Source organism: Domibacillus robiginosus, from assembly GCF_000966195.1.
In the GTDB taxonomy this organism is placed as follows: domain Bacteria; phylum Bacillota; class Bacilli; order Bacillales; family Domibacillaceae; genus Domibacillus; species Domibacillus robiginosus.
In genome coordinates this window covers 1-24921 of record NZ_LAHL01000014.1, presented here as the reverse complement: position 1 = coordinate 24921, position 24921 = coordinate 1, and the positions used below count along the sequence as shown (strand labels likewise).

Genomic DNA, 24921 nt, shown 5'->3' with positions numbered 1-24921 from the left:
GCTTTCTCCCGTCGTTTTTTTTACATAAATGCTTTATAGATGTAGCTGCTTTCTTTTAAGATTAAGCCGTCTTCCATTAATGCTTCCCATAACACCTGGTCAAGCGCATAAGGCGCTTGTATTTGAAGCTCTTGTATCATCTGCTTTGTTAATAAAACGGTATGGGAAAAGCCATCTATAATAAACAAGCCGGATACGTGGTCATCCTTTTTGTCCCAGTTAAACAAAAGCAGTGTATCGCTGCCCCAATCTGCCAGCTGTTTTTCCATGCAGTTTACCACATGAAAAAAGAAGCTTTCCGCATCCATTACTTTTGCTAAATATCCACGCAGCATTCCAGAAGTATTCATATCTTGTATCCCCCTATAAAGCTTGCTGTCTTATAGTTTGTTTTTCCCTTTACTTTCCTGTTTTAAACAAGAAAAGCGCATCATATTTTGATGCGCTTTTACCATTTTATTTTACTTCATTGATCACAAGCTGCTCGCCGTTTTCTTCATAAACGAAATTGACTGTTGAACCAGGTTCCATCGATTCGAACTTTTTCATAATTTCGTCTCCAGCTGCCTCTCCAACTTTAACCTGATAAGAGTTTGTTGAGCCATCTGCTTCTATTTCAACTGTATGCGGATCGACCAAACCGTTAAATGTACCCGTTGTTTCTTTCTCCTGCACGGCTTCGGTCACTTCTTCCGTCGCATTTTCTGTTGCTGTTTCTGCTTTTTCTTTTACTTCAACTGTACCCTGTTCAATGGCTGCGCCAGCATCAGATGCTTCTTCTTTTATTGTATCTGCTGCGTTATTTGCTTCTTCCTGTACTTTATCCTGTACACCCTGTGTGGCCTGATCTGCTTCATCAACGGCTTTTTCTGTTGATTCAGTCACTTCATTCGCTGCCTCTTCTGCATTGCCGGCCGCCTCGTCTGCTGCTTGTTCCACTTCTTCGGTTGTTTGCTCTGTTTCAGTTTCTGCTGGCTGCTCTACTTGTTCTGTTTCTTCTTGAGGCGCAGCAGTCTCTTCTGTTGCGTTTTCCTCCGGTGATGCATTTTCAGAATCAGCGGAACAGCCGGCAAGAATTCCTCCAGCAAGTAAAGCTGCTCCCATGAAACCTGTTGCTTTCTTCATTATGTAGCTCCTCCTCATAGGTTATTACCTCACACTATACTTGTTTTTTGTTTTGAAGAAAAGTAATACGATAATGATAGAGGAGAAATGGACGCTTTTCACTATTTCGATGGTCCCACCAGTTAGGGAGGATCCGGTCGGTAACCTTTTTTTAATGGCACAAAAATGGAGTTCATCTGTCTTTGAAGGTTGAACGGGTGCAGCTTTCGTTGATTTTTCCTGTTTCTATTCATGCTGTTGCGTTCAGTTTGTTCGATCAAGACAATGCCTCTTCTTTTGCCCATTCAAGCACCTCTTTCGATTTTAAAAATAGTCATGCGGTTTCTTTTACTATCATACGGTACAAATATGAAGAATATGTGAAGATGTTCTAAAAGATTGTAAATTTATCAGTCCTATAGATATTACTTAGCTTTGTACTTGCTCAATTGGCAGCTGGCTTTTTCAACTTTCTTTTTCATTCGGACAAAAAAGGGGTATAATTATGTGTTGAAAGATTAAAGAGGTGTTTTAAGATGAAAAAAATGATTTCACCCGCGTTTGATCCGTGGGAAAGCTATATGGACATTGACCAGACCGGTTTTGCCCGGCTGTCTAATATCGAATTTACAACGACGACTCTTTGCAATATGCGCTGTGAGCATTGTGCAGTCGGCTATACACTCCAAACAAAGGATCCTGAGGCACTGCCTCTTTCACTTTTGCTGTCACGCCTGGATGAAATTCCAGATCTGCGCGCTCTCAGCATTACAGGCGGCGAACCGATGCTTTCTAAAAAATCGGTTGCGCAGTATGTAAAACCATTACTGCAATATGCCCATGAGCGCGGCGTTTATACACAAATGAATTCCAATTTGACAATTGATGCAGGGCGTTATGAAGAAATTGCGCCTTTTCTTGATGTTTTGCATATTTCCCATAACTGGGGCACTGTAGACGATTTTGTGGAAGCCGGGTTTGCCAATATGGAGCGTAAACCTTCTTATAGCCAGCGGGAAAAGCTATTTGACCGAATGATTGAAAACAGCCGGATTTTATCCGAGGCCAATGTAATGGTATCAGCTGAAACGATGCTGAATAAACGTACTCTTCCCCACCTCGAGCACATTCATAAGCAAATTGTCGGGGAAATGAAATGTGCCCGCCATGAGGTCCATCCAATGTATCCAAGCGATTTTGCCAGCGCACTTGAATCTTTGACGCTTGATGAAACACGTAGTGCGATTCATCACTTGCTTGATGTGCGAGACCCAAATGTGTGGATGCTGTTTGGAACACTTCCGTTTTTTGCGTGCAGTTCGGATGAGCGCGACCGTGCCATTCTGACCCGTCTGCAGCAGGAACCTCTTGTAACCGTGCGCAATGATCCAGATGGACGCTCACGATTAAATGTAAATATTTTTTCCGGTGATGTGATCGTAACCGATTTTTCAGACGCTCCTTCACTTGGCAATATTAGAACCCATTCTCTTCAATCTTCTTTTGAGGTATGGAATCGGTCTGCATTGGCAAATGAAATTGACTGCCATTGCTCGTCCGTCCGGTGTTTAGGCCCGAATTTACTCGTTAAAAAAGCTTATTATCCAAATACAGACTTCACGAAACAAAAAGCCTGGACGGAAAGAAAGGAAGTAAAGCAATGAAAAAAGAAACAGCGATTTTTGCGGGCGGCTGCTTTTGGTGTATGGTAAAGCCATTTGATCGGTGGGATGGCGTACAATCGGTTGTATCCGGCTACACGGGCGGCCATACAGAAAACCCAACCTACGAGCAGGTAAAAGCAGGCCATACTGGTCATAAAGAAGCCGTTGAAATCAAATATGACCCGGAGCTTATAACATATGAACAAATTCTTGAGGTGTACTGGCAGCAAATCGATCCCACCGATGATGAAGGCCAATTCCAGGATCGAGGTGATTCATATAGAGCGGTTATCTTCTACTCTTCTTTGGAGCAGCAGAAGGCAGCAGAGCAATCAAAACAAAAACTTGCAAACAGTGGTCTTTTTAAAAAACCTATTGTCACACCGATTCTGCCGGCAGGTCCTTTTTACCCGGCTGAAGACTACCACCAGAATTTTTATCAAACACATGAGGAAGAATATAAAGCGGACCGGGCTCAGTCTGGGCGTGATGAATTTTTAAATGAGCATTGGGAACAAGATGAAACGAAGCATTAAGTCAGATGCAGTTGCCGACTGGATTAAAGAACAAATTGTGCGCGGCAAATGGGCGATTGGCACGAAGATTCCAAGCCAGCGTGTTTTGGCAGAAGAACTGTCGGTAAACCGCAGCACGGTTGTTGCTGCGCTGGAACAGCTGAAAACGGCCGGGATTATCGAGGGTGTGATGGGAAAAGGAACCATTGTATCGAGCAACACATGGTCGCTTCTTGCTGCCCTGCCTGCAGAAGATAAAGTGCAATCTTTACCAGCAGATACCGGAATTATTGATTTAAGCAAAGGTGAGCTTGCCGAGGATGTGTTTCCAGAAAACTATTTAAACGATGTGCTTAGCCGGCTGTCTGGAAAAATCCATTCACTCGGCTATGAAGACCGGGGCGGCTATGAGCCGCTTCGTGAAGCTATTGCCGGGTATATGACCCGGCAGGGAACCCCGGTAGCGCCGTCTTCTATTTTAATTGTATCTGGTGCCATGCAGGGATTTGGCTTGATTGCATCCGGCTTGCTTGAGCGGGGATCTTCTGTTTTACTCGAAGAGCCTTCTTATTTGTACTCCATCCGTACTTTTCAATCACTTGGCATGTCACTAAAAGGCATTGAGATGGATAGCGAAGGCGTGAAACTGGATGCACTGCAGAGAACGTGGACGTCCGGCCAAAAAGGAGCGCTTTATACCATTCCCTGCTTTCATAACCCGACCGGTATTTTAATGAGTGAAACAAGAAGAAAAGAAGTGCTGTCTTTTTGCAGCACAAATCGCCTGCCTGTCATTGAAGATGACATTTACCGTGATTTGTGGCTTGATGAACCACCGCCGCCTTCTTTAAAGTCGATGGATGAGACCGGTAATGTGCTTTATATTGGCAGCCTGTCAAAAACATTGAGTCCCGGCCTGCGGATTGGCTGGATTGCCGGCTCTGATTCCGTTATTGAACGGCTGGCAGACTTGAAAATGCAAGCTGATTACGGAACAAGTTCACTTTCGCAGCGCGTGGCAGCCGAGTGGCTTGGTGAAGGGCTGTATGAATATCATCTTGAATACGTCCGCAAAGAGCTTAAAAAACGGCGTCATGCGGCCTCCGAGTCTCTTCATCGTCACTTATCGGAAATAGCTGATTGGGCGATGCCGACCGGTGGCTTTTTTGTCTGGCTACGTTTGAATCAGCCTATTTCTTTAAGAGAGTTATATACAGAAGCTTTAAATGAAGGCATTTTATTTCATCCAGGCAGTATTTATACAGAAGGGACGTCACGGGCGATTCGGCTGTCATACGGTTATGCCCGGCCTGAACAGTTTGAAGAAGGCATCAAACAGATGAAAAAATGGATTATTGCTTTATCAAAATGAATAAAGGAGCACAACTCATGATTATTACAGAGCACACACTAGAAAAAATAGAAGATCCATTTGGTATTTTAGAGGGAGATCGATACGAGTATCGGCTTTTTGCTTCCGTTGATGAAGAAGATGAACTGTATTCACCGGAAGGCTTTTATATCCGTGTTTTGTACGCAGTAACAGAATCCAGTCAGCAAATAGCCGGTTTGTTTCTTCATAGTCGATTGGATGACAGTGTACTGGATTTTGAATTAGAAGAAGATGAACTGGAAATGGTGCGTGAATATTGCGCTTCGCATCTTTCATAAATAACAAAACCCCGTCTGCTTTTCGTTGCGGACGGGGTTTTTAAACATCAGCATCGCTGGCTGTTTCCGTAACAATCATTCCCTTCTTCATCAGTGGGCTTTTTCAATGTACAACTTCATCTGCTCTTCCGTTAAATTATGCATAAAGCGGTAAAATGGGATACTTTTCATTCCAAACGCCTTGCACATTTGCAAATAATACTCGTAAGCCTCTCGATACATGTCCATTTTGCTCCTCCTTCTGTTATACAACAATTTATTTTATATAATATTAATATATAACAGTTTAATCAAACCGTCAATTTTTTTTCAATAAAAGCAGAAGAATTTTTGCTTTTATTGAACAGTGATTTCATCTTCATCTTCCGGATCAACCGCCTGGTCAATAAATACTTTTGTTCGAACAAACCATTTATGTGTATCATCAGTTTTAGGCGCTTCTAAAGGGACCTTTACAGAAAAAGGAACTCTGTGTTCTTCGTATGCTTTTATATTGCGTTTAAAGGGAATGATGATTTCTTCAAAATGCTTTTCATGCCATGAGAAGTCGCTGTCTTCTTTTACTGCTTCATATTGTAAATAAAGCAATATGTGAATTTTATCAATCGGTTCATCCGCCTGTCCTCCTTTTACATGAATATGACCGCTGAGCGTTTCTCCTGGCGAAATAAGTTGCTTTTCAACAATTGTATCTACCTTTACACTGTCTAGCCCGATACTTGAAAAAAAATCTTTCCACATACATGAATCCCCCTTTTTTTTATTTTCTATTCCCGTAAAAGGTATTTTTTATTACTTTTTATTTTATTTTTTATTTGAATTTTACACATAGTGTATTAAAAAAGAGTTAATTAAAACTCTTTTTTCCACAATGGATAAAAAAACTTGGTGCCTTTTTTGTTTGCTGGAAGCATTTTCATGTCTGCTACTAAATGAGACACATAGCCAAGTATAAGAACTGCCTGAAGTCCTTCTATCGGAAATTTCTGAGCAACTTCGGCTGCAACAAAATAAAACAAAATAACACCCACAAAGGAATGCGTCCACGTTCGGTGAGAAACAACGGAGGCAAATAAGATAAACAGACCTATGTAAACAATCCACATTTCATTTATGTACCACCCTGCATAGGCGACTATAACACCGGTCAAAAAAAGCATCATTCTTTGCTTAATAAACAGCTTTGGTAAAAGCAACAGGCCAAGGCTGACAAGAAAACCTGTTATCTGCTTTATGCCGAACAGCATAAAATAGCTGTAAAGAGCCAGCAGCAAGCCAGCTATGGCAAAAAATAAAACAAGCCACTTTTTTTCTACCGTAATTTTGTTTGCAAGCTTACCATTTACGTCGAGATCAGGGGCCAAGGCTGCAACACCCCCAACAAAGCCAAAGAGCGCTGCCTCAACGACTGAAGACTGTGTCCAGACGGCTATTGCAACGCCTGTGGCGGCGCCGATCGCCATATGTGAAGATCCTTTCAATATTCCTCGTCCTTTCTCTATATAAAAAAAGCCGTCCTATAACCGGACGGCTTTTCTGACAGTAATAAAATTATTCCACTACTCGAAGCATCCAGTCCTGTACTGCTTCAATATGTTCCGTAGAAACTTCCATTTCACATAATACAGTGCCCTTGCCGATAATTTTCAATACCGGAACAATGGCCGGTTTTTTAGGATTGTAGGAATAAACAACCGTATCAATATGTTTGACCGGTATCCTCGTATTTGTTACCATTCCTGTACTTTTTAAGTAACCATCTTCGACTTTTACGCAGTTTTTCTTCCAGCTGTATGATGATTCGGTTACGATTGCTTCTGGCTGCTCATCTGTAAACATTGCCATTTTTTGATAACTCCTTTTTATTCAACACGACTACTTTAAAATAACAGCTTCCGCTTCTTTTGTAAACCAAAATTTAAAGTTAACATAATGTTATTATGGGAAATTAATAAAAATAAAAAAAAAACGGAGAGACTCCGTTTTACATAACTTTCGCTTTAATAAATACTTGTGGGTTTTGTGCTTTTATGGCTTTAACAAGCCGGTTTGGATTGCGCAGAATAAAAAAGTACGATACATTCGATCGCGTATAAACAGCGATCCGTTCTTTTTTTACGTATGGACGAATAATATATTTTTCAAAAAAAGACGCATCCTTTGACACTTGATCTATTTCAAACACTTCAATTATCTCATTTGTGGGGATGGATGTTTCCTGCGTGCCGTTTTTCACAACAAGCACACCCTCTTCCACTTTGTGACTAGACCATAACCGGCTTGCCCACACCATTCCAGTAATCAATGCGACGACAGTTGCTGCCATATAGATCATACTCATCCTCCTGACCCTTCTTCATTCATGTATTTGCCTTCCTTATTTTACTCGTTTTTTCTAAAAAAACACCTATTTCCTGCGCAGAAATGTAGCTTTTTTGTGACAAATACCTTGAAAAAAGTTGACAGCGTTTACACATTATGCTTATGTATAATTTTTTCTATAAAAATGTAAAACAGGTGAAGCATAGTATGCTTCACCTGTTATGGTTTCAATCAGAATTAGTGTTTTTCAACGTTAGCAGCTTGTGGGCCACGTGGTCCTTCAACCACTTCGAATGTTACGTTTTGGCCTTCTTCAAGTGATTTGTAGCCTTCACCTTGAATAGCTGAGAAATGAACGAATACATCGTCCTGTCCTTCAACTTCGATGAAACCGAAGCCTTTTTCTGCGTTAAACCATTTTACTTTACCTTCTAGCATGTTATGTCCTCCTCGCGCTTAATACGCAAATCTTTTCTTGCTGTTTGCTGCTATTTCAAGATGAAGCACATAATGTGATATCATTTGAAACGAACGAACAACTGTCTTTACTATATCATCTTTTTTTAGGTGGTGCAACCGCAATCTTTCCATTTTTCTCAATTTCAAGCATCCTTGCAACGTGTAAAAGATGAGCCGGAACGTCCCATTTAATCGTACGATCCGGATATACCCACATGCGGATAATATCAAGCTTATCAAGTCCTGTCTCTAGCTTCGATACCACCCACTTCATACGGTCGATTCCCGGATTTGCCATAATAAATAAGCTTGGGTTTTCAGCTTCTCCCTGAGCGCGTATCAGTCTTTCAATTTGATCCCCTGTGTTCCCTCTCAGCTGATTATTGTCGTACACCATTCCTTCCTGCTGTCGTTTACCACGTGATCCTTTACACTTTATGTACCCAAACCATCCCTGCTTTTCTACGATCAAATCATGGCCACCGACTGTAGATTCAAGCTGGACCGTCCATCCATGAGCCATTAAGTGATCTGTTACGGCTTCAAGCACGTCTTCCTGCGTTAAAACAAATTCATCCGGCACTTTTAATCGTTCAAGACTAATCGGCACGTGGCTTCCCCCCAGTTTTTTTATTATTACATTCCACTCGAATCATCGCTTTCCCTTCTTATCGCAAAATCTTTCGAACTATATTTAAACGCTTTTCATAAGGCGGATACAAGAATGGCAGCGAAAGGGACGATGTTTTTCGTAAAATGCTTTTTTTATGTGAAAAAAGGTCGAAGCTTGCTCTTCCATGGTAGGCGTTCATTCCAGAAGCCCCTACTCCCCCAAATGGAAGGTGTGGGCTTGATACGTGAAGAAGTGTGTCGTTTATCGTCGCTCCGCCAAACGAAATGGATGAAACAAGCTTTTCTTCAACCGCAGCTTCTTTTGTAAAAACATAAAGCGCCAGCGGTTTCGGAAGCTTTTTCACTTTCTTAATGGTGTCGTTAAGCTCTGTATAAGTGAGAACCGGCAAAATGGGACCGAAAATTTCTTCTTCCATTAAAATATCATCCCACTCTGCTTCAACTACAGTAGGGGCGATAAATAAATCCCCTCTGTCTGCTGGTCCGCCTATAAGAAGGCGCCCGTTTGTCCGCTCAAGCATAGCATGCAGCCGGTCAAACTGTCGTGCATTGACAATACGCGCAAAATCAGGACTTTCCTGCTGGGCCACTCCATAAAAATCATGCACAGCAAGCTGCAATTCTTCTAAAAAAGCGCCCCTTACATTTTGATGTACGAGCACGTAATCCGGTGCCACACAGGTCTGGCCGGCGTTTGTAAACTTCCCCCAGGCAATACGGCGGGCTGCTTGCTTTAAATCGGCTGAATAATCCACAAAAGCCGGACTTTTGCCGCCAAGCTCTAATGTAACAGGAATAAGCTGCTTAGCTGCTGCTTCCATTACCACTCTGCCAGTTGAGGCGCTTCCAGTAAAAAATATATAATCAAAAGGTGCTTTTAGCAAAGCTGTGACCGTTTCCTTTCCGCCTTCCTGTACACCAATAAACCCCGGCTCAAAGGTTTCTTCTAAAAGAGTTTTCACAACGGCCGAGGTATGAGGAGTACTTTCAGAAGGCTTTACAATGACCGTGTTTCCTGCCGCAACCGCTCCAATCAGCGGTTCCATAACTAATTGGAAAGGATAATTAAATGGACCAATAATCAAAACACTTCCATACGGCTCTGGAATAATGTAGCTTTGAGCCGGCTGCTGGTAAAAAGGTGTAGCCACTTTTTCGGTAGCTGCCCATTCCTTCAGGTGGCTCGTCATATACCTAATGCTTTCATATAAAAAACCAATTTCAGTTGTATACGCTTCAAATGTACTTTTTCGCAGGTCCCGGTGCAAGGCTTCCATGATTTCTTCTTCATACTTTTTAATCGCTTTCTTTAATTCTTCCAGACGCTCGATTCGCCAGTCGATCTGCTGGGTAATGCCTGAATCAAAAAAATCCTTTTGTACCTGCATCATGTCAGCCACATTCATGCTAACCCACTCCTGTATGTATATTTCTTTTAGTTTAACAGTCTCTTTTCAGAGCGTCAAAAAACACCTTCAAATCGAAAGCAAAGTACGCTATGATGACACATAGAGGTGAAGATAGTGAATATTTTGTTTTGGACAGCTGGTGCGGCTATTCAAGCAGCAGCGATGTCGATTTTTTTATTTCCGCACGCCATTTCTTCGGGTGGTGCTGCAGGTATCAGTATTATGCTGAATCATTTGCTTCAAACTCCTTATGCTGCATCAATCTGGGGAGTGAATGCCATCATGATCGTGCTGGCATTTAAGTGGCTTGGCTGGAAAGCAGCGGCCGGCACAATGTATTGTGTCTCCGTTACAGCAACCATTATTCATTTTTTAACGCCTGTTTTTTTTCTTCCACCCTCCACCATATGGATTGATCTTCCGGCTGGTGCCCTTCTTTTTGGAGTGGGACTCGGCGTTTTGTTTAAATCCGGCGCTTCTTCCGGTGGTATGGATATTGCAGCACTGATTCTGTCAAAATGGCGGAATTGGACACCAGGCCGAACTTTATTTTACATAAACACGATCATTTTAATTGCAACCGGAATAGTGGTAGATATAAAAACCATTTTGTATGCCATTGCCTGTCAATGGATCGCATCAAGAGTGATTGATTTTATTCAATCTGCCGCTTTCCACCCTGTACAAAAAAAGGCGCTTCCGAAGCAGTAGCTTCAGAAGCGCCTTTTTTTATTCACCACTCATGGCTGTTTGCAGTGTTTCAATGTTTTGTTTCATAATCGACATATAATCCTGTTTCTTTTCAATATCTTCTTCTGTCCGTGTAGCCAGATTATGAAGACGGAGAGAATCTGCATTAATCTCTTCCTGAATCACTTTAGCAATTTTCGGCGTAACATTCTGTTCAAAAATAACATAGCGAATGTTATGTTCTTTCGCTGTATCAGCCAGTTCCTTTAATTCTTTTTGAGAAGGTTCATCTGTAGATGAAAGACCGGCTACGCTCAGCTGTTCAATGCCATACGATTTTTCCCAATACCCATAAGCTGCGTGGGAAACGAGAATTTCTTTATGCGCTGCTGTTTCTGCCATTGTATGAAAATCTTCATCCAGCTGTTCAAGCTCTTTGGTAAGGGTCTCGTAATTTTTTGTGTAAAGTGCTTCTTCGTCCGGATTCAATTCAACCAGCTCTTCCTTTACAACCTGAGCCATTTGCTCTGCTAACAGCGGATCAAGCCAGATGTGCGGATCAACACCGCCATGGTTATGCCCATCTTCGGCTTCATGACTGTGCCCCTCTGCTGACTCTGTTTCGGACTCATGGCTGTGTTCTTCTGTACTGTGTTCATGCTCAGCTTCCGCTTCGGACTCATGATTCTCTTCTTCTGTACCATGTTCATGAGCTGAATCAAGTTCCACCTGCTCACCTACATTTACAATATGAACGTCCTCTGAGGAAAGGGTTTCTTTTACTTTATCTGCAAACGGCTCAAGGTTAAGACCGTTATACAGAAACAAATCAGCTTCTGCTATATTCAATACGGTTTTAGACGTCGGCTCATACGTATGCTCATCTGCTCCTGCAGGCAGCATACTTTCTACGTCTACTGTATTGCCACCAATTCGTTCAGTAAAATATTCGAGCGGATAAATCGTTGTATAAACTGTTATCTTGTCACCTGCTGCTTTTTTTGTATCTGCGGCTTGATCGTTTTCTTCATTTCCGCAAGCTGCCAGCATTAAAAGTAAGCTAGCTGTTGCTGCTGTCCATTTTTTCACATGTATATCCTCCAAAGTCGAGTGTTTCTTCTATAATATCGTAATCATTACGAATTGTAAACAGTAATTGTTACGATTTAAATAAGCACTCACCTTTCAGTGAGTGCTTGCTGCTATTATTTCGTTAAAATAATGGGTTTGTCTCTTGTTACGATCACCGTATGTTCAATCTGTGCTACCCGGCTGCCGTCTGGTGTTTTAAATGTCCATCCATCTCCAGCTTCTTTAATCATATCCGCTTTCTCTGATACGAATGGTTCAAAGGCAATAACCATCCCTTCTTTAAGAAGCGCATTATCCCATGGATCAAAATAGTTTAAAATATGGTCCGGAGCCTCATGAAGAGATTTGCCAATACCATGGCCTGTTAAGTTTTTAATGACAGCAAACCCGTTACGGCGTGCTTCATTTGCCACAGCTTTTCCGATTTGATTTTGCTTTGCACCTGCTTTGATTTTCAATAAGCCACGTTCAAAGGCCTGCTCGGCTGCTTCGCATAATTTTGTAAGAATAGGTTCTCCTTCGCCTACTACAAATGAAATGCCAGTATCGGCAAAGTAGCCGTCAAGTGAACCGGAAACATCAATGTTTACCAGGTCACCTTCTTGAATGGTCCGGCTGCCCGGAATACCGTGGGCCACTTCATCATTTACACTGATACACGTAAATCCCGGGAAATCATATTCACCTTTTGGCCCCGAAATCGCACCATGCTGCGCAAACAGCTGGCCGCCAAGCTCATCTATTTCTTTAGTTGTGACGCCTGGCTTTGTGAAAGCGCGCATTTCATCACGGATAGCGGCAACCACTTTGCCAATCTTTTGGAGTGCCTGAAGATCTTCATCTGTTTTTACAATCATTAAATCCATTCCTTCACTTTTAATTTTCCTACTTATTATAGCAGAATGTTAAGATTGTGTTGAAAATATGTATGGAGCATGTTTGATGCACCGATGCAATGTTAAACTAATACTATAAGCGGACAATATCCCGACCGAAGGAGTGATTTTCATGACAAAATGTATCATTTTTGATTTTGATGGTACACTTTCCGATTCTATTCAAGTATTTATAAAGGCATACAATGATTTTGCCGAAAAAGAAGGCTATAATCAAGTTTCGGTTGACGAATTGGACGATTTAAAAAAAATGAGCATTCCCGAACGCTGCCGCCATTTAAATTTCCCAATGCGGAGCATTCCATTTGCTGCGCCAAAGCTGTACCGCTTTATACGTGAGTCAAATGCCTCGCTTCCGCTGTTCCCTGGCATTAAACAAATGCTGGACGAATTAAGCAGCCGCGGCATTCATATTGCGATTATTTCCTCCAATGCATCAGACATTATTAACCAGTGCTTAAGATCCAATGGGATTCATTACATCCATGATATCTTATCTTCTAAGTATATCTTCAGTAAAGATAAAATGATAAAAAAATTGCTGAAGCAGTACAATTATTCACGGGAAGAGGTTTTTTACGTTGGTGACGAGCAGCGCGATATTGATGCTTGTATGAAAACAGGACTGCGTGCAGTATGGGCATCCTGGGGATATGATCATGAATCCCTTATTTCCGGAGAAGCATCTAAAGCCTCCATCCCGGACGATATTGTTGATTTTGCGATGCGGGCATAAAAAAGTGCGGATTATAAATCCGCACTTTTTTAATGAACTGAGCCCGCTGTATGCTTTTGCTTTCTTCCTCTTGCCCAGCGAATGCAAATAAGAAGTGTAACACCAATAATCACAGCACCGAAAACGTAAGGAAGACCCATATTCATATCAAATAAAGTACCCGCGAGCGCTGGCCCGATCATATTACCAATACTCATGTAGGCGTTATTCATGCCGGCTGCAAATCCCTGCTCACTTCCTGCCATCTTTGAAATCGTTGTGTTAATGGAAGGGCGCAGCAAAGAAGCAGCGGTAAAGAATATCGCAGAAATGATTAACACAGATGAGAAGCCGGTAGCAAATAAAATGCCAAGCATCGCAGCCGCTGCCACAACAAGCATCGTATTCATTACCTTTACTTCTCCAAAGCGCTCCAGCACACGGTCAAGTACAAAGGCTTGTACAACTACACCAATCAAGCCACCGACCACCATTAAAATAGAAATATCTGAAGGGCTAAAGCCAAATTTCTGGTCGGTAAACAAACTAATCGTTGATTGGTAATTGGCAAGTCCAAACGACAGTGTAAACATCATCACCAGCAGTATAAAATATGGTTTTTGAACAGAAAGTGCAAGCTGTTTCACAAGTGAATCGCGTTTTTTCACCGTAGCCTGCGCTTTCTCATTCGCCGGCTCACTGAGGAAAAATATAGAAAGAAGTGCAGCCAGTGCTGCTACAGTACCTGCAATAATAAAAGGCGCCCGCAGGCCAAACGCTGCTAGAAAACCACCAACTCCTGGCCCCACCACAAATCCAAATGACATGGCTGCTCCCAGGCGTCCCATTCCTTTTGCACGCGTTTCAACCGTCGTAATATCCGCCACGAAAGCCATCATGGACGGAATCATAAATGCTCCGCCAATGCCACCAATGATACGTGATACATATAAAAGAGCAAGATGATTTGAGAACGCAAATAAAAATTGCGCAGCGGAAAATAATAAAAGGCCAAAAACAATTGATTTCTTTCGGCCGTACCGATCTGATAAGTCTCCTGCCAGCGGTGAAAATAAAAACTGGGCAAATGCAAATGTAGCAATTAAAAACCCGAATGTTTTGCCGCCAGCCCCAAATTCATGAATAATAGTCGGCATGATCGGGATAACCAGACCAATCCCTGTCATTACGATAAACATATTCATCATTAAAATCAGCAGAGGAAATTGCTGAATACTTTGTCTTGACATGTACATCCTTCTTTCTTGGTCTAATAAATCGTTTTAGGCATTTTGCCAACTGCCTGTTCAAGCTCTTCAGCCATCGCTTTCATATGCGGCAGGTTTTTCAAATTAAAAAGCATTCCTGTCAGAACGGCAGCACGCGGGTTTACTTCAAGTAATTCTTTTTCTAAAAGCGCGATCGAGTCGAAGGCAAAAGAAGCATTCTGTTCCCCTTCTGCCAGGGCTTTTAGCTTTTTAATGAAATAAAGGGGATGAACACTTTCAGAATACAGACCCTTTTTCTGATCAAACCTGGAGGCTTTAAAAAATGGCTCCGGTTTGTTTTGAAGCATCCAAAGAGCCGAAGCATTCAACTGCTGAAATAAATGCCGGGCAAGGCGGTCAAAATCGTGCTGGGCGTCTCTTTCAATAATTTCTCCTAAGTATGATATCATCATCCCCTTTATGGAAGTGTTCAAATCTGGTGCATATGGAATGATTTCTTCTCCATAGATCGCAGCAATCTGCCCTTCTGTCCGCTTTTTCAGTTGAATGCTTTCCTGGCGGACAAAATCATGTAAAGAAGAATCTTCAAGGCCGCGTATTTCTTTGAGCTGCATCATAAAAAATTCCTGAAAGGCATAATAATGCCGCGCTCGAATGGCCATCTCCCGGATAAAATGTTCTTCATGGCTGTCTGACTCATTTTTTGCTGCTGCAATTTGATCGTGCAGCACCTGATAGTAATACTCGAATATATCGGATAACAGCTCTTCTTTTGATTTGAAATACGTGTATAAACTTCCTTTTGATAGCTCGCATACATCCGCAATCTGCTGCATGGATGTTTGATAAAAGCTCGTTGTTGAAAAAAGCTTCATAGCCGTCAGCAGGATTTTTCTTTTTTTTTCATTCATTTTCTACACCAACCGAAAAGTTTTGTAATTGACCGCGAAGTCAATCTTAGCATAGGCTGTCCCAAAACACACGAAAAATGTTTCGTAAAACGAAATAATATCAAAAAAGATACCCGGATGGTTTATCCGGGTATCGGCTCACTGCCTGCCTGACTTCAGTAAGTCACGTATTTCCGTTAAAAGCTCTTCTTCTTTTGTTAAAGAAGGCGGTGCTTCTTCTTCTTTTTTTTCTTTTGTGTAAAGCTTATTAAACAATTTAATAAACAGAAAAATGGAAAATGAAATAATAACAAAATCCACAACGGTTTGAATGAAAATACCGTATTTCACCTCAGCCTTGCCAAATGTAAAAGACAAGCCTGAAAAGTCGATTCCGCCAACCAAAAGTCCAACAAGCGGCATGATCACATCAGCCACAAGCGAAGAAACAATTTTACCAAAAGCGGCTCCGAGGATCACCCCGACGGCTAAATCCATTACGTTGCCCCGCATCGCAAATGCTTTAAATTCCTTCAACATGGTCCTCCCTCCTTTCTGCTTCCCTGTTTTATATCCTGAGAACAGACATAAAAAACATTTTAGCAGAAAAGAGCTCTATTTTTGAGCAATATCATCTTTTTTCATTTTTTCCTGTCTATTCCCTTTTTGTTCAGACTTGAACAGCTTGATAAACAACGTGATAAAAAAAACTGGCACTGCATAAACCAACACGTACAGAAAACCGGCAATCCACTGCATGTTCCCGCCTCCTCTGTTGATTGAACTCCAGCTTTTTTATTATATAAGGTTTTTATGTTTTATGACAAATAGATTTGAATTTTGCACATAGTGTAATATTAATTATTTTCTAAAAAAAGACTTCACACTCGAAGAGCGTGAAGCTTTTGGTTATTCGTTTTCTTTTTCAGTTAAAAAAAGCTGCTCAACAGCTCCCTGTTCTTTTTCGTCCACAATAAAAGAGCCATTTGAATAGCGATCCACTTTTTTTAATGTGTTGACTGCCACTTTCACATCTGGTCCCCTTTTTGTACGCACATAATAATCCCGATCTTCATCAAGCCGGGCTGCTCCAACAATGCGATGCGGGTTTGTTTTTAACTCACGAAGCAATACCACACCACGCTTGGCACGGGTTGTCTGTTCAAATTGGTCGAATCCTCCCCGTTTAGCTGATCCACGGTTTGTTACTGCAATAAATAGGGTTTCGCCACCACGATCTGACACAATAACCGAAACGGTATAATCCTCTTCCTTTAAGCTGATTCCTTTAACACCGGCTGCACGTGGACCAACCACAGGTACTTCCTCTTCTGGAAAGCGCAGGCCATATCCCTGATGAGTAATCATCAAAATATCACTGCTGCCATCTGTGAGCGCTGCTGCACACACTTCATCATTGCCTTTTACATTCATGGCTGTTAATGCTCTTGAATAACGCTGTACGCTCAGCTGTGAAAGCTCTGTTCGCTTGATCATTCCATCTTTTGTTGCCAAAAGTATAAAACGCTCGGCAGTAAAATCACGTACCGGGAAAGCACCGACAATAACTTCATCTTTAAAGCCGCTCACCATGCCTGAAGCATGCTGACCGGCATCTTTCCAGCGAATGTCCGGCAGCTCATGTACAGGCAGATATAAGTAACTGCCTTTATTTGTGAAAACGAGCAGCACATCTGTTGTGTTCATCTCACGTTTAAACAGGAGTCCATCTGATTCCTTCATGGCTGGAAGTCCACCTGAAGCGGAATAAGAACGCAAGCCGGTTCGCTTGATGTATCCTTCTCGTGTAACGGAAACGATCACATCCTCACTTGGGATCATTGCTTTTTGATCGATTTTAATTTCCTGAATCTCCGCCTCAATGATCGTGCGGCGCTCGGTGGCATATACTTTTTTCATTTCTTTTAGTTCTTTTTTGATAACTGACTCGAGCTTTTTTGCACTTCCTAAAATGGCTTCCAGCTGCTTGATCGTTTTTTCAAGCTCGGCGGACTCTTTTTGAAGCGCGGTAATATCTGTATTGGTCAAGCGGTAAAGCTGTAAGGTCACAATTGCTTCAGCCTGCGGCTCTGTAAAATCAAATTGATCCATCAAGCGGTATTTAGCGTCCTGTTTGTCTTTTGAGGAACGGATGCAGGCAATGACTTCGTCCAGAATAGACAGGGCTTTGATCAGCCCTGCTACAATGTGATGACGGGCTTTTGCTCTCTCTAAATCGTAAGCTGACCGGTTGGTTACCACTTCTTTTCTATGCTCAATATAAGCATCCAGCAGGCGGTGCAGCCCCATTAAAACAGGTCGCTTATCAGCGATCGCAACCATGTTAAAGTTATACGAAATCTGCAGGTCTGTCGCTTTAAACAAATAATTTAAAATAAGCTCTGCATCTGCATCTTTTTTCAAGTCGATGACTACTCGAAGGCCGGTCCTATCTGTTTCATCCCGTACTTCTGCTATGCTGTCAAGCTTGCGGTCGATGCGTAAATCATCCATTTTCTTTACAAGTGATGCTTTATTTACTTCATACGGTATTTCCGTAATGACAATCCGCTGACGTCCGCCGCGCATATCTTCAATTTCCGTTTTACCGCGGACAATTATTTTTCCTTTTCCCGTTTTATACGCTTTTTCAATACCGTCTACACCTTGAATAATGCCTCCTGTCGGAAAGTCCGGTCCTGGCAGCACTGTCATGAGTTCCTCTACCGTACAGTCCGGCTTTTCCATCCGCATAATCACAGCATCAATCACTTCATCAAGACGATGAGGAGGAATTTCCGTGGCATACCCCGCTGAGATCCCTGTTGATCCATTCACAAGCAGATTTGGAAATCTGGCCGGCAGTACAACCGGCTCATTGGTTGTTTCATCGAAGTTTGGAATAAAATCAACCGTTCTTTTTTCGATGTCTGTCAGCAGTTCTCCGGCTATAGCCGAAAGCCTTGTTTCCGTGTACCGCATCGCAGCAGGCGGATCCCCGTCAACAGATCCATTATTACCATGCATTTCAATAAGCGGTGTTCTCATCTTCCAGCTCTGGCTCAAACGCACCATCGCGTCATACACCGATGTATCACCATGAGGGTGATAATTACCGATTACATTACCAACCGTTTTGGCCGCTTTCCGGAACGGCTTTTGATGCGTGTTTCCTTCTGTATGCATAGAAAATAAAATACGGCGCTGTACCGGTTTGAGTCCATCACGTGCATCCGGAAGCGCCCGTTCTTGAATAATGTATTTACTATACCGCCCGAATCGGTCACCAATGACATCCTCAAGCGGTAAATCTTGAATGTTTTCACTTTCCAATTCGTTATTCCTCCCTACTGCCGGCCAGCTGCTCATTTTCTAAGAGAGCGGCTTCCTCTTCCAACCCGAACGCCACATTGGATTCGATCCATTTTCTGCGCGGCTCTACCTTGTCCCCCATAAGGACAGTTACACGGCGCTCTGCCCGTGCCGCATCATCAATCGTAACACGGATCAGCGTTCTTGTATCGGGATTCATCGTTGTTTCCCACAGCTGGTCTGCGTTCATTTCTCCGAGTCCTTTGTAGCGCTGGATCGTTGTTCCTTTGCCCATTTTTTTAAGCAGCACCTCGAGTTCACGCTCCGTCCATACATACTCTGTTACTTCTTTTTTCCCCGTTCCTTTTGATACTTTAAAAAGCGGCGGCATGGCAATATATACCTTGCCGCTGTCGATAAGCGGCTTCATATAACGATAGAAAAATGTAAGCAGCAGTACTTGAATATGCGCTCCGTCTGTATCGGCATCTGTCATAATTACGACTTTATCATAATTGGCATCATCAACTGCAAAATCCGGTCCTACGCCAGCGCCAATTGCATGAATAATCGTGTTGATTTCTTCGTTTTTAAAAATATCAGCAAGCTTTGCTTTTTCTGTGTTAATGACTTTCCCGCGCAGCGGCAGCACCGCTTGAAATTTACGGTCGCGCCCCTGTTTCGCAGAGCCGCCGGCTGAATCGCCTTCCACCAGGTATAGTTCGTTTCTTTCTGGATTGCGTGATTGAGCTGGCGTCAGCTTTCCAGACAACACCGACTCTCCCTTTTTACGCTTTTTGCCGTTGCGTGCATCTTCCCGTGCTTTGCGGGCTGCTTCTCTTGCCTGGGCTGCTTTGACCGCTTTTTTAATCAGCAGTGCACTCACATCCTGGTTTTCTTCCAGAAAGTACAGCATTTTTTCCGACACAATTTGATCGACTGCAGAACGGGCTTCTCCTGTTCCGAGCTTTCCTTTCGTCTGTCCTTCAAATTGCAGCAGATGTTCGGGTACACGCACGGACACAATCGCAGTCAAACCTTCACGAATGTCGGTTCCTTCAAGATTTTTATCTTTTTCCTTCAACAATCCGCTTTTACGTGCATATTCATTAAACGTGCGTGTCATGGCTGCACGCGCACCCGCTTCATGCGTACCTCCATCTTTTGTGCGGACATTGTTTACAAATGATAAGACATTTTCTGAGAATCCATCATTAAATTGAAAAGCAAATTCTGCTTCAATGCTGTGCTGGGTTCCTTCAAATGACACAACCGGATGAAGTGTATCTTTTTCTTCGTTTAAGTATTTAACAAATTCTTCAATACCATTTTCGAAAAAGTACTCTTCTTTTTGTTCCCTGTCTTTCCGCTTATCTTCAAGTGTAATTTTCAAGCCTTTTAACAAAAACGCCGATTCTCTTAATCGTTCGCTTAGCGTATCAAACTGAAAAACCGTTGTTGAAAAAATCGTTTCATCCGGCTTGAAATGAATTTGCGTACCGGTTGATTTTGTTTTCCCTTTTTTTTCAAGAGTCGTGACTGGACGGCCGCCCTTTTCAAAGCGTTGCTCGAATTGAAAGCCGTCCCGCCAGATCGTAACCGTGAGCGACTCAGACAGGGCATTGACCACAGAAGCCCCTACCCCATGCAGGCCGCCGCTTGTTTTATAGCCGCCCTGGCCAAATTTTCCGCCTGCGTGAAGCACGGTTAAAATCACTTCCGTTGTCGGCTTGCCCGTGCGGTGCATACCCGTTGGCATTCCACGTCCGTAGTCACGCACACTGATTGAATTGTCTTTATGGATCGTAACGTTAATTTCGGTTCCATGTCCGCCAAGCGCTTCATCAACCGAGTTGTCAACGATTTCATATACCAAATGGTGAAGCCCACGGCTATCTGTCGACCCTATATACATTCCAGGGCGCTTTCGAACCGCTTCAAGTCCCTCAAGAACCTGGATGGAGTCTTCATTGTAAGTTGATTGTTTTGTTGCATCCGCCATGAACGTAATCTCCTCTCTTTCCAACACCCGTACATAAAACGTATGTTCTTAACTATCATATCATAAAAAGCGGCGGTTCACCAATCTCTTTGCTGATTCCGTTTTAAAGAGTACGTTACTTTTGCTTGAGAATCAACCGAAATAATGTTCCCGCCGTCTAGGTCCTCATGGTAAAATGAATGAGAATGCCATGCACATGATTATACAACACAAAAAGGGAGAATGAGAAATTGATTCCAGCATTTGTACTTATAATCGCCTACTTACTAGGCTCGATTCCTTCCGGCTTAATTGCAGGAAAAGCCTTTTTTGGCATAGACATACGGGAACATGGGAGCGGTAATTTGGGCGCGACCAATTCATTTCGCGTTCTTGGAAAAAAAGCCGGCGCTTTTGTTACAGCAGCTGATATTTTAAAAGGAACAGCTGCTGCTTCTATCCCCATTGTTTTTGACACAGGGGTCCATCCTCTTTTAGCCGGCCTTTTAGCCGTTATTGGGCATATATTCCCTGTGTTTGCCGGATTTCGCGGCGGTAAAGCAGTTGCTACGTCAGCTGGTGTGCTGCTTGCGTACAACTGGCTTTTTTTCCTGCTTTTAATCGCCATTTTTGCGGCTGTTCTGCTCACGACAAAATACGTGTCTGTGGCATCAGTAACAGCTGCAGTGGCTGCTTTTATTTATGCGGTCGTGCATACAATTTACACGCAGGATATCCCATTTTTAGCAGTTGTCACGGCACTGGCTTTTTTCGTTATTTACCGACACAGAGCAAATATGTCACGCCTGCGCAATGGAACAGAACCGAAAATTCGATTGGGAAGTAAGGAATAACGAAGCCGGCTTAACTCAAAAGTTAAGCCGGCTTTTTTCCTGAAAGCGCCCCGCAGACAGCGAACTATTTTGAGTCCATCCGTTTCCATGCTACACTATGAAAAAAGATTGGAGTGATCACGATGAACATCGATATAACCAATAAAGCAAAAAAGTGGTTTAAAGAAGAAATGCAGGTGCAGTCAGGAGATTCTGTCCGCTTTTATGTACGATACGGCGGATCAAGCCCGCTTCATGAAGGTTTTTCATTGGGCGTAACAAAAGACGAGCCTGTAGAACCGGCTGTTACCGTTTCGCACGAAGGTGTTACCTACTTCGTCGAAGAAAAAGATGTCTGGTACTTTGACGGTCATCATTTAAAAGTAGCTTTTGACGACAAGTTGAAGGAACCAGCTTATGAATACATAAAATAAAAGTGCCAGCTGTTAAAGATTAAATCGCTTTATATGGTCAAACAGTTTTTCCTGTCTTAAAACGGCTAACTGCTTTGCTCCCAGCAAGTCAAAGTGGGGCCGGGATGGGTTGCGCATATCAATCCATTCCGGCTTTAATCCGTACTGCTTTCCCCACCGGGCCAGTTTCTTGGCATCTATACATCCCGCTTTTGTAACAGTCCGATAACCTGGAAACCGCTCATCCTGCCAATAATGAGTTAAAAAAGACACATTCCCTTGAGCAATTTCTTCCTTCCATTTTTCAACCTCTGCCCTCTTTACGCCAAACGCCATTACTGTTCCTGCTTTTCTTTTTCATAAACAGCGTGCCATTCAGGAAAAGCTTTTTTAAACTTTACCGGCCGGAATGTTTCCTTGTCTACCACTGTATGCACGCTTGAACCGGTTACACAAACATCACCCGCTTCGTTTATAATTTCGTAGCCGTATGTGGTACGAATCCCAGTGTGAGACTGAATCCATGTTCGAACGATAGCACTTTCTCCATATCGAAATGGTCGCTTGTATGAAAGCTGGATATCTATAACCGGGGAAACAAATCCGGCTCTTTCCATATCCGCATAATGAAAGCCTAAATCTTTAATGAGCTGGGTTCGACCAATTTCAAACCAAACGACATACTGGCCGTGGTATACAACCTGCATCGCATCGGTTTCTGCATAACGAACTTCTACTTGCGTTTCTGATATAAACAAAATGAAAACTCCTTTAGTCAATCAATTTCTTTACTTATTTTATCATGTTTTGAACTTGCGTTTATTCATTTTGTCTTAATGGGTACAGAGAAAGAGCATGTGAAAGTGGATGGATTGTCGATTACGTTTCCAAACCAGGAAAACATACTATTACTTTTTGGGAATATCACAAACGCAAACAGTAATATACGTCGATCAAACCGGCTATCTTGCTCCAGGAGGAATGTAAACTATTCGTCTCTCCCGTTGCTGTTTATCGTGAGCAAAAACACGGCTATCATGTAAGCGTTACTTTTTTAGCTACTAAGCATCCAGCATTTTAATCGTATGAGACTAGTTAAAGAGGAAAAGGCCAGCCATGATCTGCGATAAAAGCGTGAAAACAAGCAGGCTGGGATGTCGAACTATATCCATTCTCTTGTACAAAAAAGACTATTCCGGGAACAGCTGCCGGGATTAAGGGGCGCATTTCCAACCTCTCTTCTGGAGAAAGTAAAGAAACCGGCCGGCATGCTCCCACCGATGGGATGAGTCCTGCCGGTGAATTTTCACACAGTGAAACTGGCGAGTATACCCCCGCGGCTTCACGACTGCATTTTTTACAAAAACAATTGAACGATTACCTTAAAGTGACGGAGGATCACACATGACAATGGACCATATCTGGAAAAATCAACAAAATCACTCTGATAAACAGCATGCTCGCGGATACAAAGGAATGACAGCAAGCGCAACTGAAGAAGCGTCAACCATTGGAGCAGATATTTTAGCAAAAGGCGGCAATGCCATGGATGCAATCGTTGCTATGCAGTTTGCTCTGGCCGTATCAGAGCCGTTTAATACAGGACTTGCTGCCAGCGGTTTTATTATGTACTACGATGCTGAAACAAAGAAAACATCCGTTGTAAACGGACACTCGATCGCACCGAAAAATGCTCATAAAAACGTTTTTGTGGATGAGCATCAGGATGTTATTCCATTTTTAGAACGATCTACACCCGGCACGGCTGTAGCCGTACCCGGCATTTTAAAGGGGATGGAAAAAGCCCTGAATGAGTTTGGAACGATGTCCTGGGCGGATGTGATCGAGCCGGCTATCGCCTTATCTGAGAAGGGTGTCCGCGTTAATTTAACCTGGAATACAGGACTTCAACGTTTTAGCGATCGTCTAGGCGAAAAAGCAAAGGCATTTTTTTATCCAAATGATGTGCCTCTTACGGAAGGAGAAACAGTTGTAAATGAGGAGTTAACCAAAACACTTCAAATTCTCCAATCAAAAGGAGCCGATGCTTTTTACAAAGGAGAAATCGCCGATAAGATTATTGAAACGGTTCAGTCATTCGATGGTTTTATGCAAAAAGACGACTTGACTGCTTATGAAGCAACCGTCTCTGAAGCGATTACAGGTACATATAAAGAGTATACGATTGCAGTGCCTGCACCGCCAAACGGCGGCGGCTTTGCTCTTCTTTATATGCTGAAAATGCTTGAAAAGCTGGATATCGGGCAGTATGGCCTGCGCTCCTGGGAAAAGTATTACCTTTTGGCAGAAGTGATGCGCATTATGACAGCTGATAAGCTTGCCTTTATGGGAGACCCCTCCTTTTACAATATTCCGTTAAATGGACTGCTAACTGAGGACTATATAAAGGAACGGCTGAAGCTTTTGAATTTCAAATTCCGGAATGAGGATGTAACGGAGGGCAACCCGTGGCCGTACGATGACCAGGAGCCTCACAACAAGGCTGCCAGCACAACAGAGCCAGGACCGGACACCACACACTTTATTGCCGTAGACGAAAGGGGTAATATCGCTGCCTGCACGTCGTCGTTGGAGCATTTCTTCGGCTCTGGAATTATGGTTCCCGGCTATGGTTTTTTGCTGAATAACGACATGACAGATTTTGATCCAGACCCGGCCGGCTTAAATTCCGTTGAATCAGGCAAATATCCGGTCAGCATGAAAACACCAACTATCGTTTTTAAAGACGCTGATCCAGTTTTAACATTGGGTTCTCCTGGTGGACCGACTATCCCTGCGTCTGTTTTGCAAACAATGATTCATGTGCTTGATTTCGGATTGGATTTAAAAGAAGCCATTGAAGAACCTCGTATTTATAATGGCACCGGGCCGCTTATCTGGCAAGAGGAAGGCATTCCAGAAGAGGCAAAGCAAACGCTCGAAAGGATGAATTATCAGTTTGACTCTATCGCGCTGTCTATTGGAAACGTGCAGGCCGTTTTGCTCAACCCTGAAACAGGCGAACGAATTGGCGGGAGTGATTCTTCACGGCCAGGTATTCCTGTCGCAAACCAATAAAAAAAACGGCTTTTC

The 24921-nt window shown here is 42.8% G+C and carries 30 protein-coding genes; 10 read left to right on the top strand and 20 right to left on the bottom strand.

Features of this window, described 5'->3' with window-relative positions; all coding sequences use genetic code 11:
- Nucleotides 1-20: 20 nt before the first annotated feature.
- Both VP97_RS11465 and VP97_RS11460 read right to left on the bottom strand, forming a co-directional pair.
- The gene (locus VP97_RS11465; RefSeq protein WP_050182011.1) at nucleotides 21-350 is read right to left on the bottom strand and encodes a hypothetical protein; all 330 of its coding nucleotides are present in this window, start codon (nucleotides 348-350) and stop codon (nucleotides 21-23) included.
- Between the two features lie 106 nt (nucleotides 351-456).
- Nucleotides 457-1125 (bottom strand): hypothetical protein, encoded by a 669-nt coding sequence (locus tag VP97_RS11460; RefSeq protein WP_050182010.1) that lies wholly within the window; start codon nucleotides 1123-1125, stop codon nucleotides 457-459.
- A 515-nt stretch (nucleotides 1126-1640) separates the two neighbouring features.
- Here VP97_RS11460 and yfkAB point away from each other — a divergent pair.
- From yfkAB to VP97_RS11440, 4 genes are read left to right on the top strand one after another with little or no spacing between them, the layout of a single operon-like run.
- A complete protein-coding gene (gene yfkAB / locus VP97_RS11455) occupies nucleotides 1641-2768 on the top strand; it encodes a radical SAM/CxCxxxxC motif protein YfkAB (RefSeq protein ID WP_050182009.1) in 1128 nt (375 codons plus the stop codon).
- A complete protein-coding gene (msrA, locus tag VP97_RS11450; RefSeq protein WP_050182008.1) occupies nucleotides 2765-3304 on the top strand; it encodes a peptide-methionine (S)-S-oxide reductase MsrA in 540 nt (179 codons plus the stop codon). The genes yfkAB and msrA overlap by 4 nt, the downstream gene beginning before the upstream one ends.
- Entirely contained in the window at nucleotides 3288-4655 is a 1368-nt protein-coding gene (locus VP97_RS11445) for an aminotransferase-like domain-containing protein (protein WP_245629879.1), read from the top strand. Before msrA ends, VP97_RS11445 begins: the two co-directional genes overlap by 17 nt.
- 17 nt (nucleotides 4656-4672) lie before the next feature.
- Nucleotides 4673-4954: a DUF6509 family protein gene (locus VP97_RS11440; RefSeq protein ID WP_050182006.1), complete on the top strand. Its 282-nt coding sequence runs from the start codon at nucleotides 4673-4675 to the stop codon at nucleotides 4952-4954.
- Between the two features lie 90 nt (nucleotides 4955-5044).
- Here the strand turns inward: VP97_RS11440 and VP97_RS24215 are convergent, their stop codons facing one another.
- The 8 genes from VP97_RS24215 to VP97_RS11405 all read right to left on the bottom strand — a co-directional run bounded on the left by VP97_RS24215 (nucleotide 5045) and on the right by VP97_RS11405 (nucleotide 9774).
- Nucleotides 5045-5182 (bottom strand): hypothetical protein, encoded by a 138-nt coding sequence (locus tag VP97_RS24215; RefSeq protein ID WP_172656761.1) that lies wholly within the window; start codon nucleotides 5180-5182, stop codon nucleotides 5045-5047.
- A gap of 108 nt (nucleotides 5183-5290) precedes the next feature.
- Nucleotides 5291-5695, bottom strand: a complete 405-nt coding sequence (locus VP97_RS11435) for a sporulation protein (RefSeq protein ID WP_050182005.1) — start codon at nucleotides 5693-5695, stop codon at nucleotides 5291-5293.
- Between the two features lie 110 nt (nucleotides 5696-5805).
- Nucleotides 5806-6435 (bottom strand): metal-dependent hydrolase, encoded by a 630-nt coding sequence (locus VP97_RS11430; RefSeq protein ID WP_156153474.1) that lies wholly within the window; start codon nucleotides 6433-6435, stop codon nucleotides 5806-5808.
- 70 nt (nucleotides 6436-6505) lie between these two features.
- Nucleotides 6506-6799: a hypothetical protein gene (locus tag VP97_RS11425; protein ID WP_050182003.1), complete on the bottom strand. Its 294-nt coding sequence runs from the start codon at nucleotides 6797-6799 to the stop codon at nucleotides 6506-6508.
- A gap of 139 nt (nucleotides 6800-6938) precedes the next feature.
- Entirely contained in the window at nucleotides 6939-7289 is a 351-nt protein-coding gene (locus tag VP97_RS11420) for a hypothetical protein (protein ID WP_050182002.1), read from the bottom strand.
- 224 nt (nucleotides 7290-7513) lie between these two features.
- On the bottom strand, nucleotides 7514-7714 hold the full coding sequence (gene cspD / locus VP97_RS11415) for a cold-shock protein CspD (protein ID WP_046176144.1): 201 nt from the start codon (nucleotides 7712-7714) through the stop codon (nucleotides 7514-7516).
- A gap of 115 nt (nucleotides 7715-7829) precedes the next feature.
- Nucleotides 7830-8345: a hypothetical protein gene (locus VP97_RS11410; RefSeq protein WP_050182001.1), complete on the bottom strand. Its 516-nt coding sequence runs from the start codon at nucleotides 8343-8345 to the stop codon at nucleotides 7830-7832.
- 58 nt (nucleotides 8346-8403) lie between these two features.
- Entirely contained in the window at nucleotides 8404-9774 is a 1371-nt protein-coding gene (locus tag VP97_RS11405) for an aldehyde dehydrogenase (protein WP_050182000.1), read from the bottom strand.
- Nucleotides 9775-9891: 117 nt separating this feature from the next.
- On the opposite strand from VP97_RS11405, the gene VP97_RS11400 reads away from it, so the two are divergent.
- Entirely contained in the window at nucleotides 9892-10488 is a 597-nt protein-coding gene (locus VP97_RS11400; protein ID WP_050181999.1) for a YitT family protein, read from the top strand.
- Between the two features lie 18 nt (nucleotides 10489-10506).
- Here the strand turns inward: VP97_RS11400 and VP97_RS11395 are convergent, their stop codons facing one another.
- Both VP97_RS11395 and map read right to left on the bottom strand, forming a co-directional pair.
- A complete protein-coding gene (locus tag VP97_RS11395) occupies nucleotides 10507-11556 on the bottom strand; it encodes a metal ABC transporter solute-binding protein, Zn/Mn family (RefSeq protein ID WP_050181998.1) in 1050 nt (349 codons plus the stop codon).
- Between the two features lie 116 nt (nucleotides 11557-11672).
- Complete coding sequence (map, locus tag VP97_RS11390) at nucleotides 11673-12416, bottom strand: type I methionyl aminopeptidase (protein ID WP_050181997.1); 744 nt, start codon at nucleotides 12414-12416, stop codon at nucleotides 11673-11675.
- Between the two features lie 151 nt (nucleotides 12417-12567).
- On the opposite strand from map, the gene VP97_RS11385 reads away from it, so the two are divergent.
- Nucleotides 12568-13191 carry an HAD hydrolase-like protein gene (locus VP97_RS11385; RefSeq protein ID WP_050181996.1) on the top strand — a complete coding sequence of 208 codons (624 nt, stop codon included), beginning with the start codon at nucleotides 12568-12570 and terminating at the stop codon, nucleotides 13189-13191.
- 29 nt (nucleotides 13192-13220) lie between these two features.
- Here the strand turns inward: VP97_RS11385 and VP97_RS11380 are convergent, their stop codons facing one another.
- The 6 genes from VP97_RS11380 to parE form a co-directional block, all read right to left on the bottom strand.
- Nucleotides 13221-14420: an MFS transporter gene (locus tag VP97_RS11380; RefSeq protein ID WP_050181995.1), complete on the bottom strand. Its 1200-nt coding sequence runs from the start codon at nucleotides 14418-14420 to the stop codon at nucleotides 13221-13223.
- 20 nt (nucleotides 14421-14440) lie between these two features.
- On the bottom strand, nucleotides 14441-15310 hold the full coding sequence (locus VP97_RS11375) for a TetR/AcrR family transcriptional regulator (RefSeq protein WP_050181994.1): 870 nt from the start codon (nucleotides 15308-15310) through the stop codon (nucleotides 14441-14443).
- Nucleotides 15311-15448: 138 nt separating this feature from the next.
- Complete coding sequence (gene mscL / locus VP97_RS11370; protein ID WP_050181993.1) at nucleotides 15449-15829, bottom strand: large conductance mechanosensitive channel protein MscL; 381 nt, start codon at nucleotides 15827-15829, stop codon at nucleotides 15449-15451.
- A gap of 75 nt (nucleotides 15830-15904) precedes the next feature.
- Nucleotides 15905-16048 (bottom strand): hypothetical protein, encoded by a 144-nt coding sequence (locus VP97_RS23820; RefSeq protein ID WP_156153473.1) that lies wholly within the window; start codon nucleotides 16046-16048, stop codon nucleotides 15905-15907.
- 150 nt (nucleotides 16049-16198) lie between these two features.
- Nucleotides 16199-18622, bottom strand: a complete 2424-nt coding sequence (gene parC / locus VP97_RS11365) for a DNA topoisomerase IV subunit A (protein WP_425388460.1) — start codon at nucleotides 18620-18622, stop codon at nucleotides 16199-16201.
- A 4-nt stretch (nucleotides 18623-18626) separates the two neighbouring features.
- The gene (gene parE, locus VP97_RS11360; protein WP_050181991.1) at nucleotides 18627-20603 is read right to left on the bottom strand and encodes a DNA topoisomerase IV subunit B; all 1977 of its coding nucleotides are present in this window, start codon (nucleotides 20601-20603) and stop codon (nucleotides 18627-18629) included.
- 230 nt (nucleotides 20604-20833) lie between these two features.
- Between parE and plsY the strand changes: the two genes are divergently transcribed.
- Both plsY and VP97_RS11350 read left to right on the top strand, forming a co-directional pair.
- Complete coding sequence (gene plsY, locus VP97_RS11355) at nucleotides 20834-21436, top strand: glycerol-3-phosphate 1-O-acyltransferase PlsY (protein ID WP_425388459.1); 603 nt, start codon at nucleotides 20834-20836, stop codon at nucleotides 21434-21436.
- Nucleotides 21437-21558: 122 nt separating this feature from the next.
- Nucleotides 21559-21849, top strand: a complete 291-nt coding sequence (locus VP97_RS11350; protein WP_050181990.1) for a HesB/YadR/YfhF family protein — start codon at nucleotides 21559-21561, stop codon at nucleotides 21847-21849.
- 12 nt (nucleotides 21850-21861) lie between these two features.
- On the opposite strand, the gene VP97_RS11345 is transcribed toward VP97_RS11350, so the two are convergent.
- On the bottom strand, nucleotides 21862-22164 hold the full coding sequence (locus VP97_RS11345; protein ID WP_050181989.1) for a hypothetical protein: 303 nt from the start codon (nucleotides 22162-22164) through the stop codon (nucleotides 21862-21864).
- Nucleotides 22164-22586, bottom strand: a complete 423-nt coding sequence (locus VP97_RS11340; protein WP_050181988.1) for an acyl-CoA thioesterase — start codon at nucleotides 22584-22586, stop codon at nucleotides 22164-22166. Before VP97_RS11340 ends, VP97_RS11345 begins: the two co-directional genes overlap by 1 nt.
- Nucleotides 22587-22982: 396 nt before the next feature.
- Here VP97_RS11340 and VP97_RS24715 point away from each other — a divergent pair, with 396 nt between their 5' ends.
- On the top strand, nucleotides 22983-23117 hold the full coding sequence (locus VP97_RS24715; RefSeq protein ID WP_281175088.1) for a hypothetical protein: 135 nt from the start codon (nucleotides 22983-22985) through the stop codon (nucleotides 23115-23117).
- A 115-nt stretch (nucleotides 23118-23232) separates the two neighbouring features.
- Entirely contained in the window at nucleotides 23233-24906 is a 1674-nt protein-coding gene (gene ggt / locus VP97_RS11335; RefSeq protein ID WP_050181987.1) for a gamma-glutamyltransferase, read from the top strand.
- Nucleotides 24907-24921: the final 15 nt, after the last annotated feature.

Excerpts from the sequence above, each read along its gene's own strand:
- yfkAB (WP_050182009.1), top strand. The coding sequence starts at position 1,641 with ATGAAAAAAATGATTTCACCCGCGTTTGATCCGTGGGAAAGCTATATG.
- VP97_RS11460 (WP_050182010.1), bottom strand. The coding sequence starts at position 1,125 with ATGAAGAAAGCAACAGGTTTCATGGGAGCAGCTTTACTTGCTGGAGGA.
- VP97_RS23820 (WP_156153473.1), bottom strand. The coding sequence starts at position 16,048 with ATGCAGTGGATTGCCGGTTTTCTGTACGTGTTGGTTTATGCAGTGCCA.
- VP97_RS11380 (WP_050181995.1), bottom strand. The coding sequence starts at position 14,420 with ATGTCAAGACAAAGTATTCAGCAATTTCCTCTGCTGATTTTAATGATG.
- VP97_RS24215 (WP_172656761.1), bottom strand. The coding sequence starts at position 5,182 with ATGGACATGTATCGAGAGGCTTACGAGTATTATTTGCAAATGTGCAAG.
- VP97_RS11420 (WP_050182002.1), bottom strand. The coding sequence starts at position 7,289 with ATGATCTATATGGCAGCAACTGTCGTCGCATTGATTACTGGAATGGTG.
- VP97_RS11350 (WP_050181990.1), top strand. The coding sequence starts at position 21,559 with ATGAACATCGATATAACCAATAAAGCAAAAAAGTGGTTTAAAGAAGAA.
- VP97_RS11405 (WP_050182000.1), bottom strand. The coding sequence starts at position 9,774 with ATGAATGTGGCTGACATGATGCAGGTACAAAAGGATTTTTTTGATTCA.
- VP97_RS11425 (WP_050182003.1), bottom strand. The coding sequence starts at position 6,799 with ATGGCAATGTTTACAGATGAGCAGCCAGAAGCAATCGTAACCGAATCA.
- mscL (WP_050181993.1), bottom strand. The coding sequence starts at position 15,829 with ATGTTGAAGGAATTTAAAGCATTTGCGATGCGGGGCAACGTAATGGAT.
- VP97_RS11385 (WP_050181996.1), top strand. The coding sequence starts at position 12,568 with ATGACAAAATGTATCATTTTTGATTTTGATGGTACACTTTCCGATTCT.
- VP97_RS11445 (WP_245629879.1), top strand. The coding sequence starts at position 3,288 with ATGAAACGAAGCATTAAGTCAGATGCAGTTGCCGACTGGATTAAAGAA.
- VP97_RS11435 (WP_050182005.1), bottom strand. The coding sequence starts at position 5,695 with ATGTGGAAAGATTTTTTTTCAAGTATCGGGCTAGACAGTGTAAAGGTA.
- parE (WP_050181991.1), bottom strand. The coding sequence starts at position 20,603 with ATGGCGGATGCAACAAAACAATCAACTTACAATGAAGACTCCATCCAG.
- VP97_RS24715 (WP_281175088.1), top strand. The coding sequence starts at position 22,983 with ATGTCGAACTATATCCATTCTCTTGTACAAAAAAGACTATTCCGGGAA.
- VP97_RS11345 (WP_050181989.1), bottom strand. The coding sequence starts at position 22,164 with ATGGCGTTTGGCGTAAAGAGGGCAGAGGTTGAAAAATGGAAGGAAGAA.
- VP97_RS11465 (WP_050182011.1), bottom strand. The coding sequence starts at position 350 with ATGAATACTTCTGGAATGCTGCGTGGATATTTAGCAAAAGTAATGGAT.
- map (WP_050181997.1), bottom strand. The coding sequence starts at position 12,416 with ATGATTGTAAAAACAGATGAAGATCTTCAGGCACTCCAAAAGATTGGC.
- cspD (WP_046176144.1), bottom strand. The coding sequence starts at position 7,714 with ATGCTAGAAGGTAAAGTAAAATGGTTTAACGCAGAAAAAGGCTTCGGT.
- VP97_RS11375 (WP_050181994.1), bottom strand. The coding sequence starts at position 15,310 with ATGAATGAAAAAAAAAGAAAAATCCTGCTGACGGCTATGAAGCTTTTT.
- msrA (WP_050182008.1), top strand. The coding sequence starts at position 2,765 with ATGAAAAAAGAAACAGCGATTTTTGCGGGCGGCTGCTTTTGGTGTATG.
- ggt (WP_050181987.1), top strand. The coding sequence starts at position 23,233 with ATGACAATGGACCATATCTGGAAAAATCAACAAAATCACTCTGATAAA.
- VP97_RS11440 (WP_050182006.1), top strand. The coding sequence starts at position 4,673 with ATGATTATTACAGAGCACACACTAGAAAAAATAGAAGATCCATTTGGT.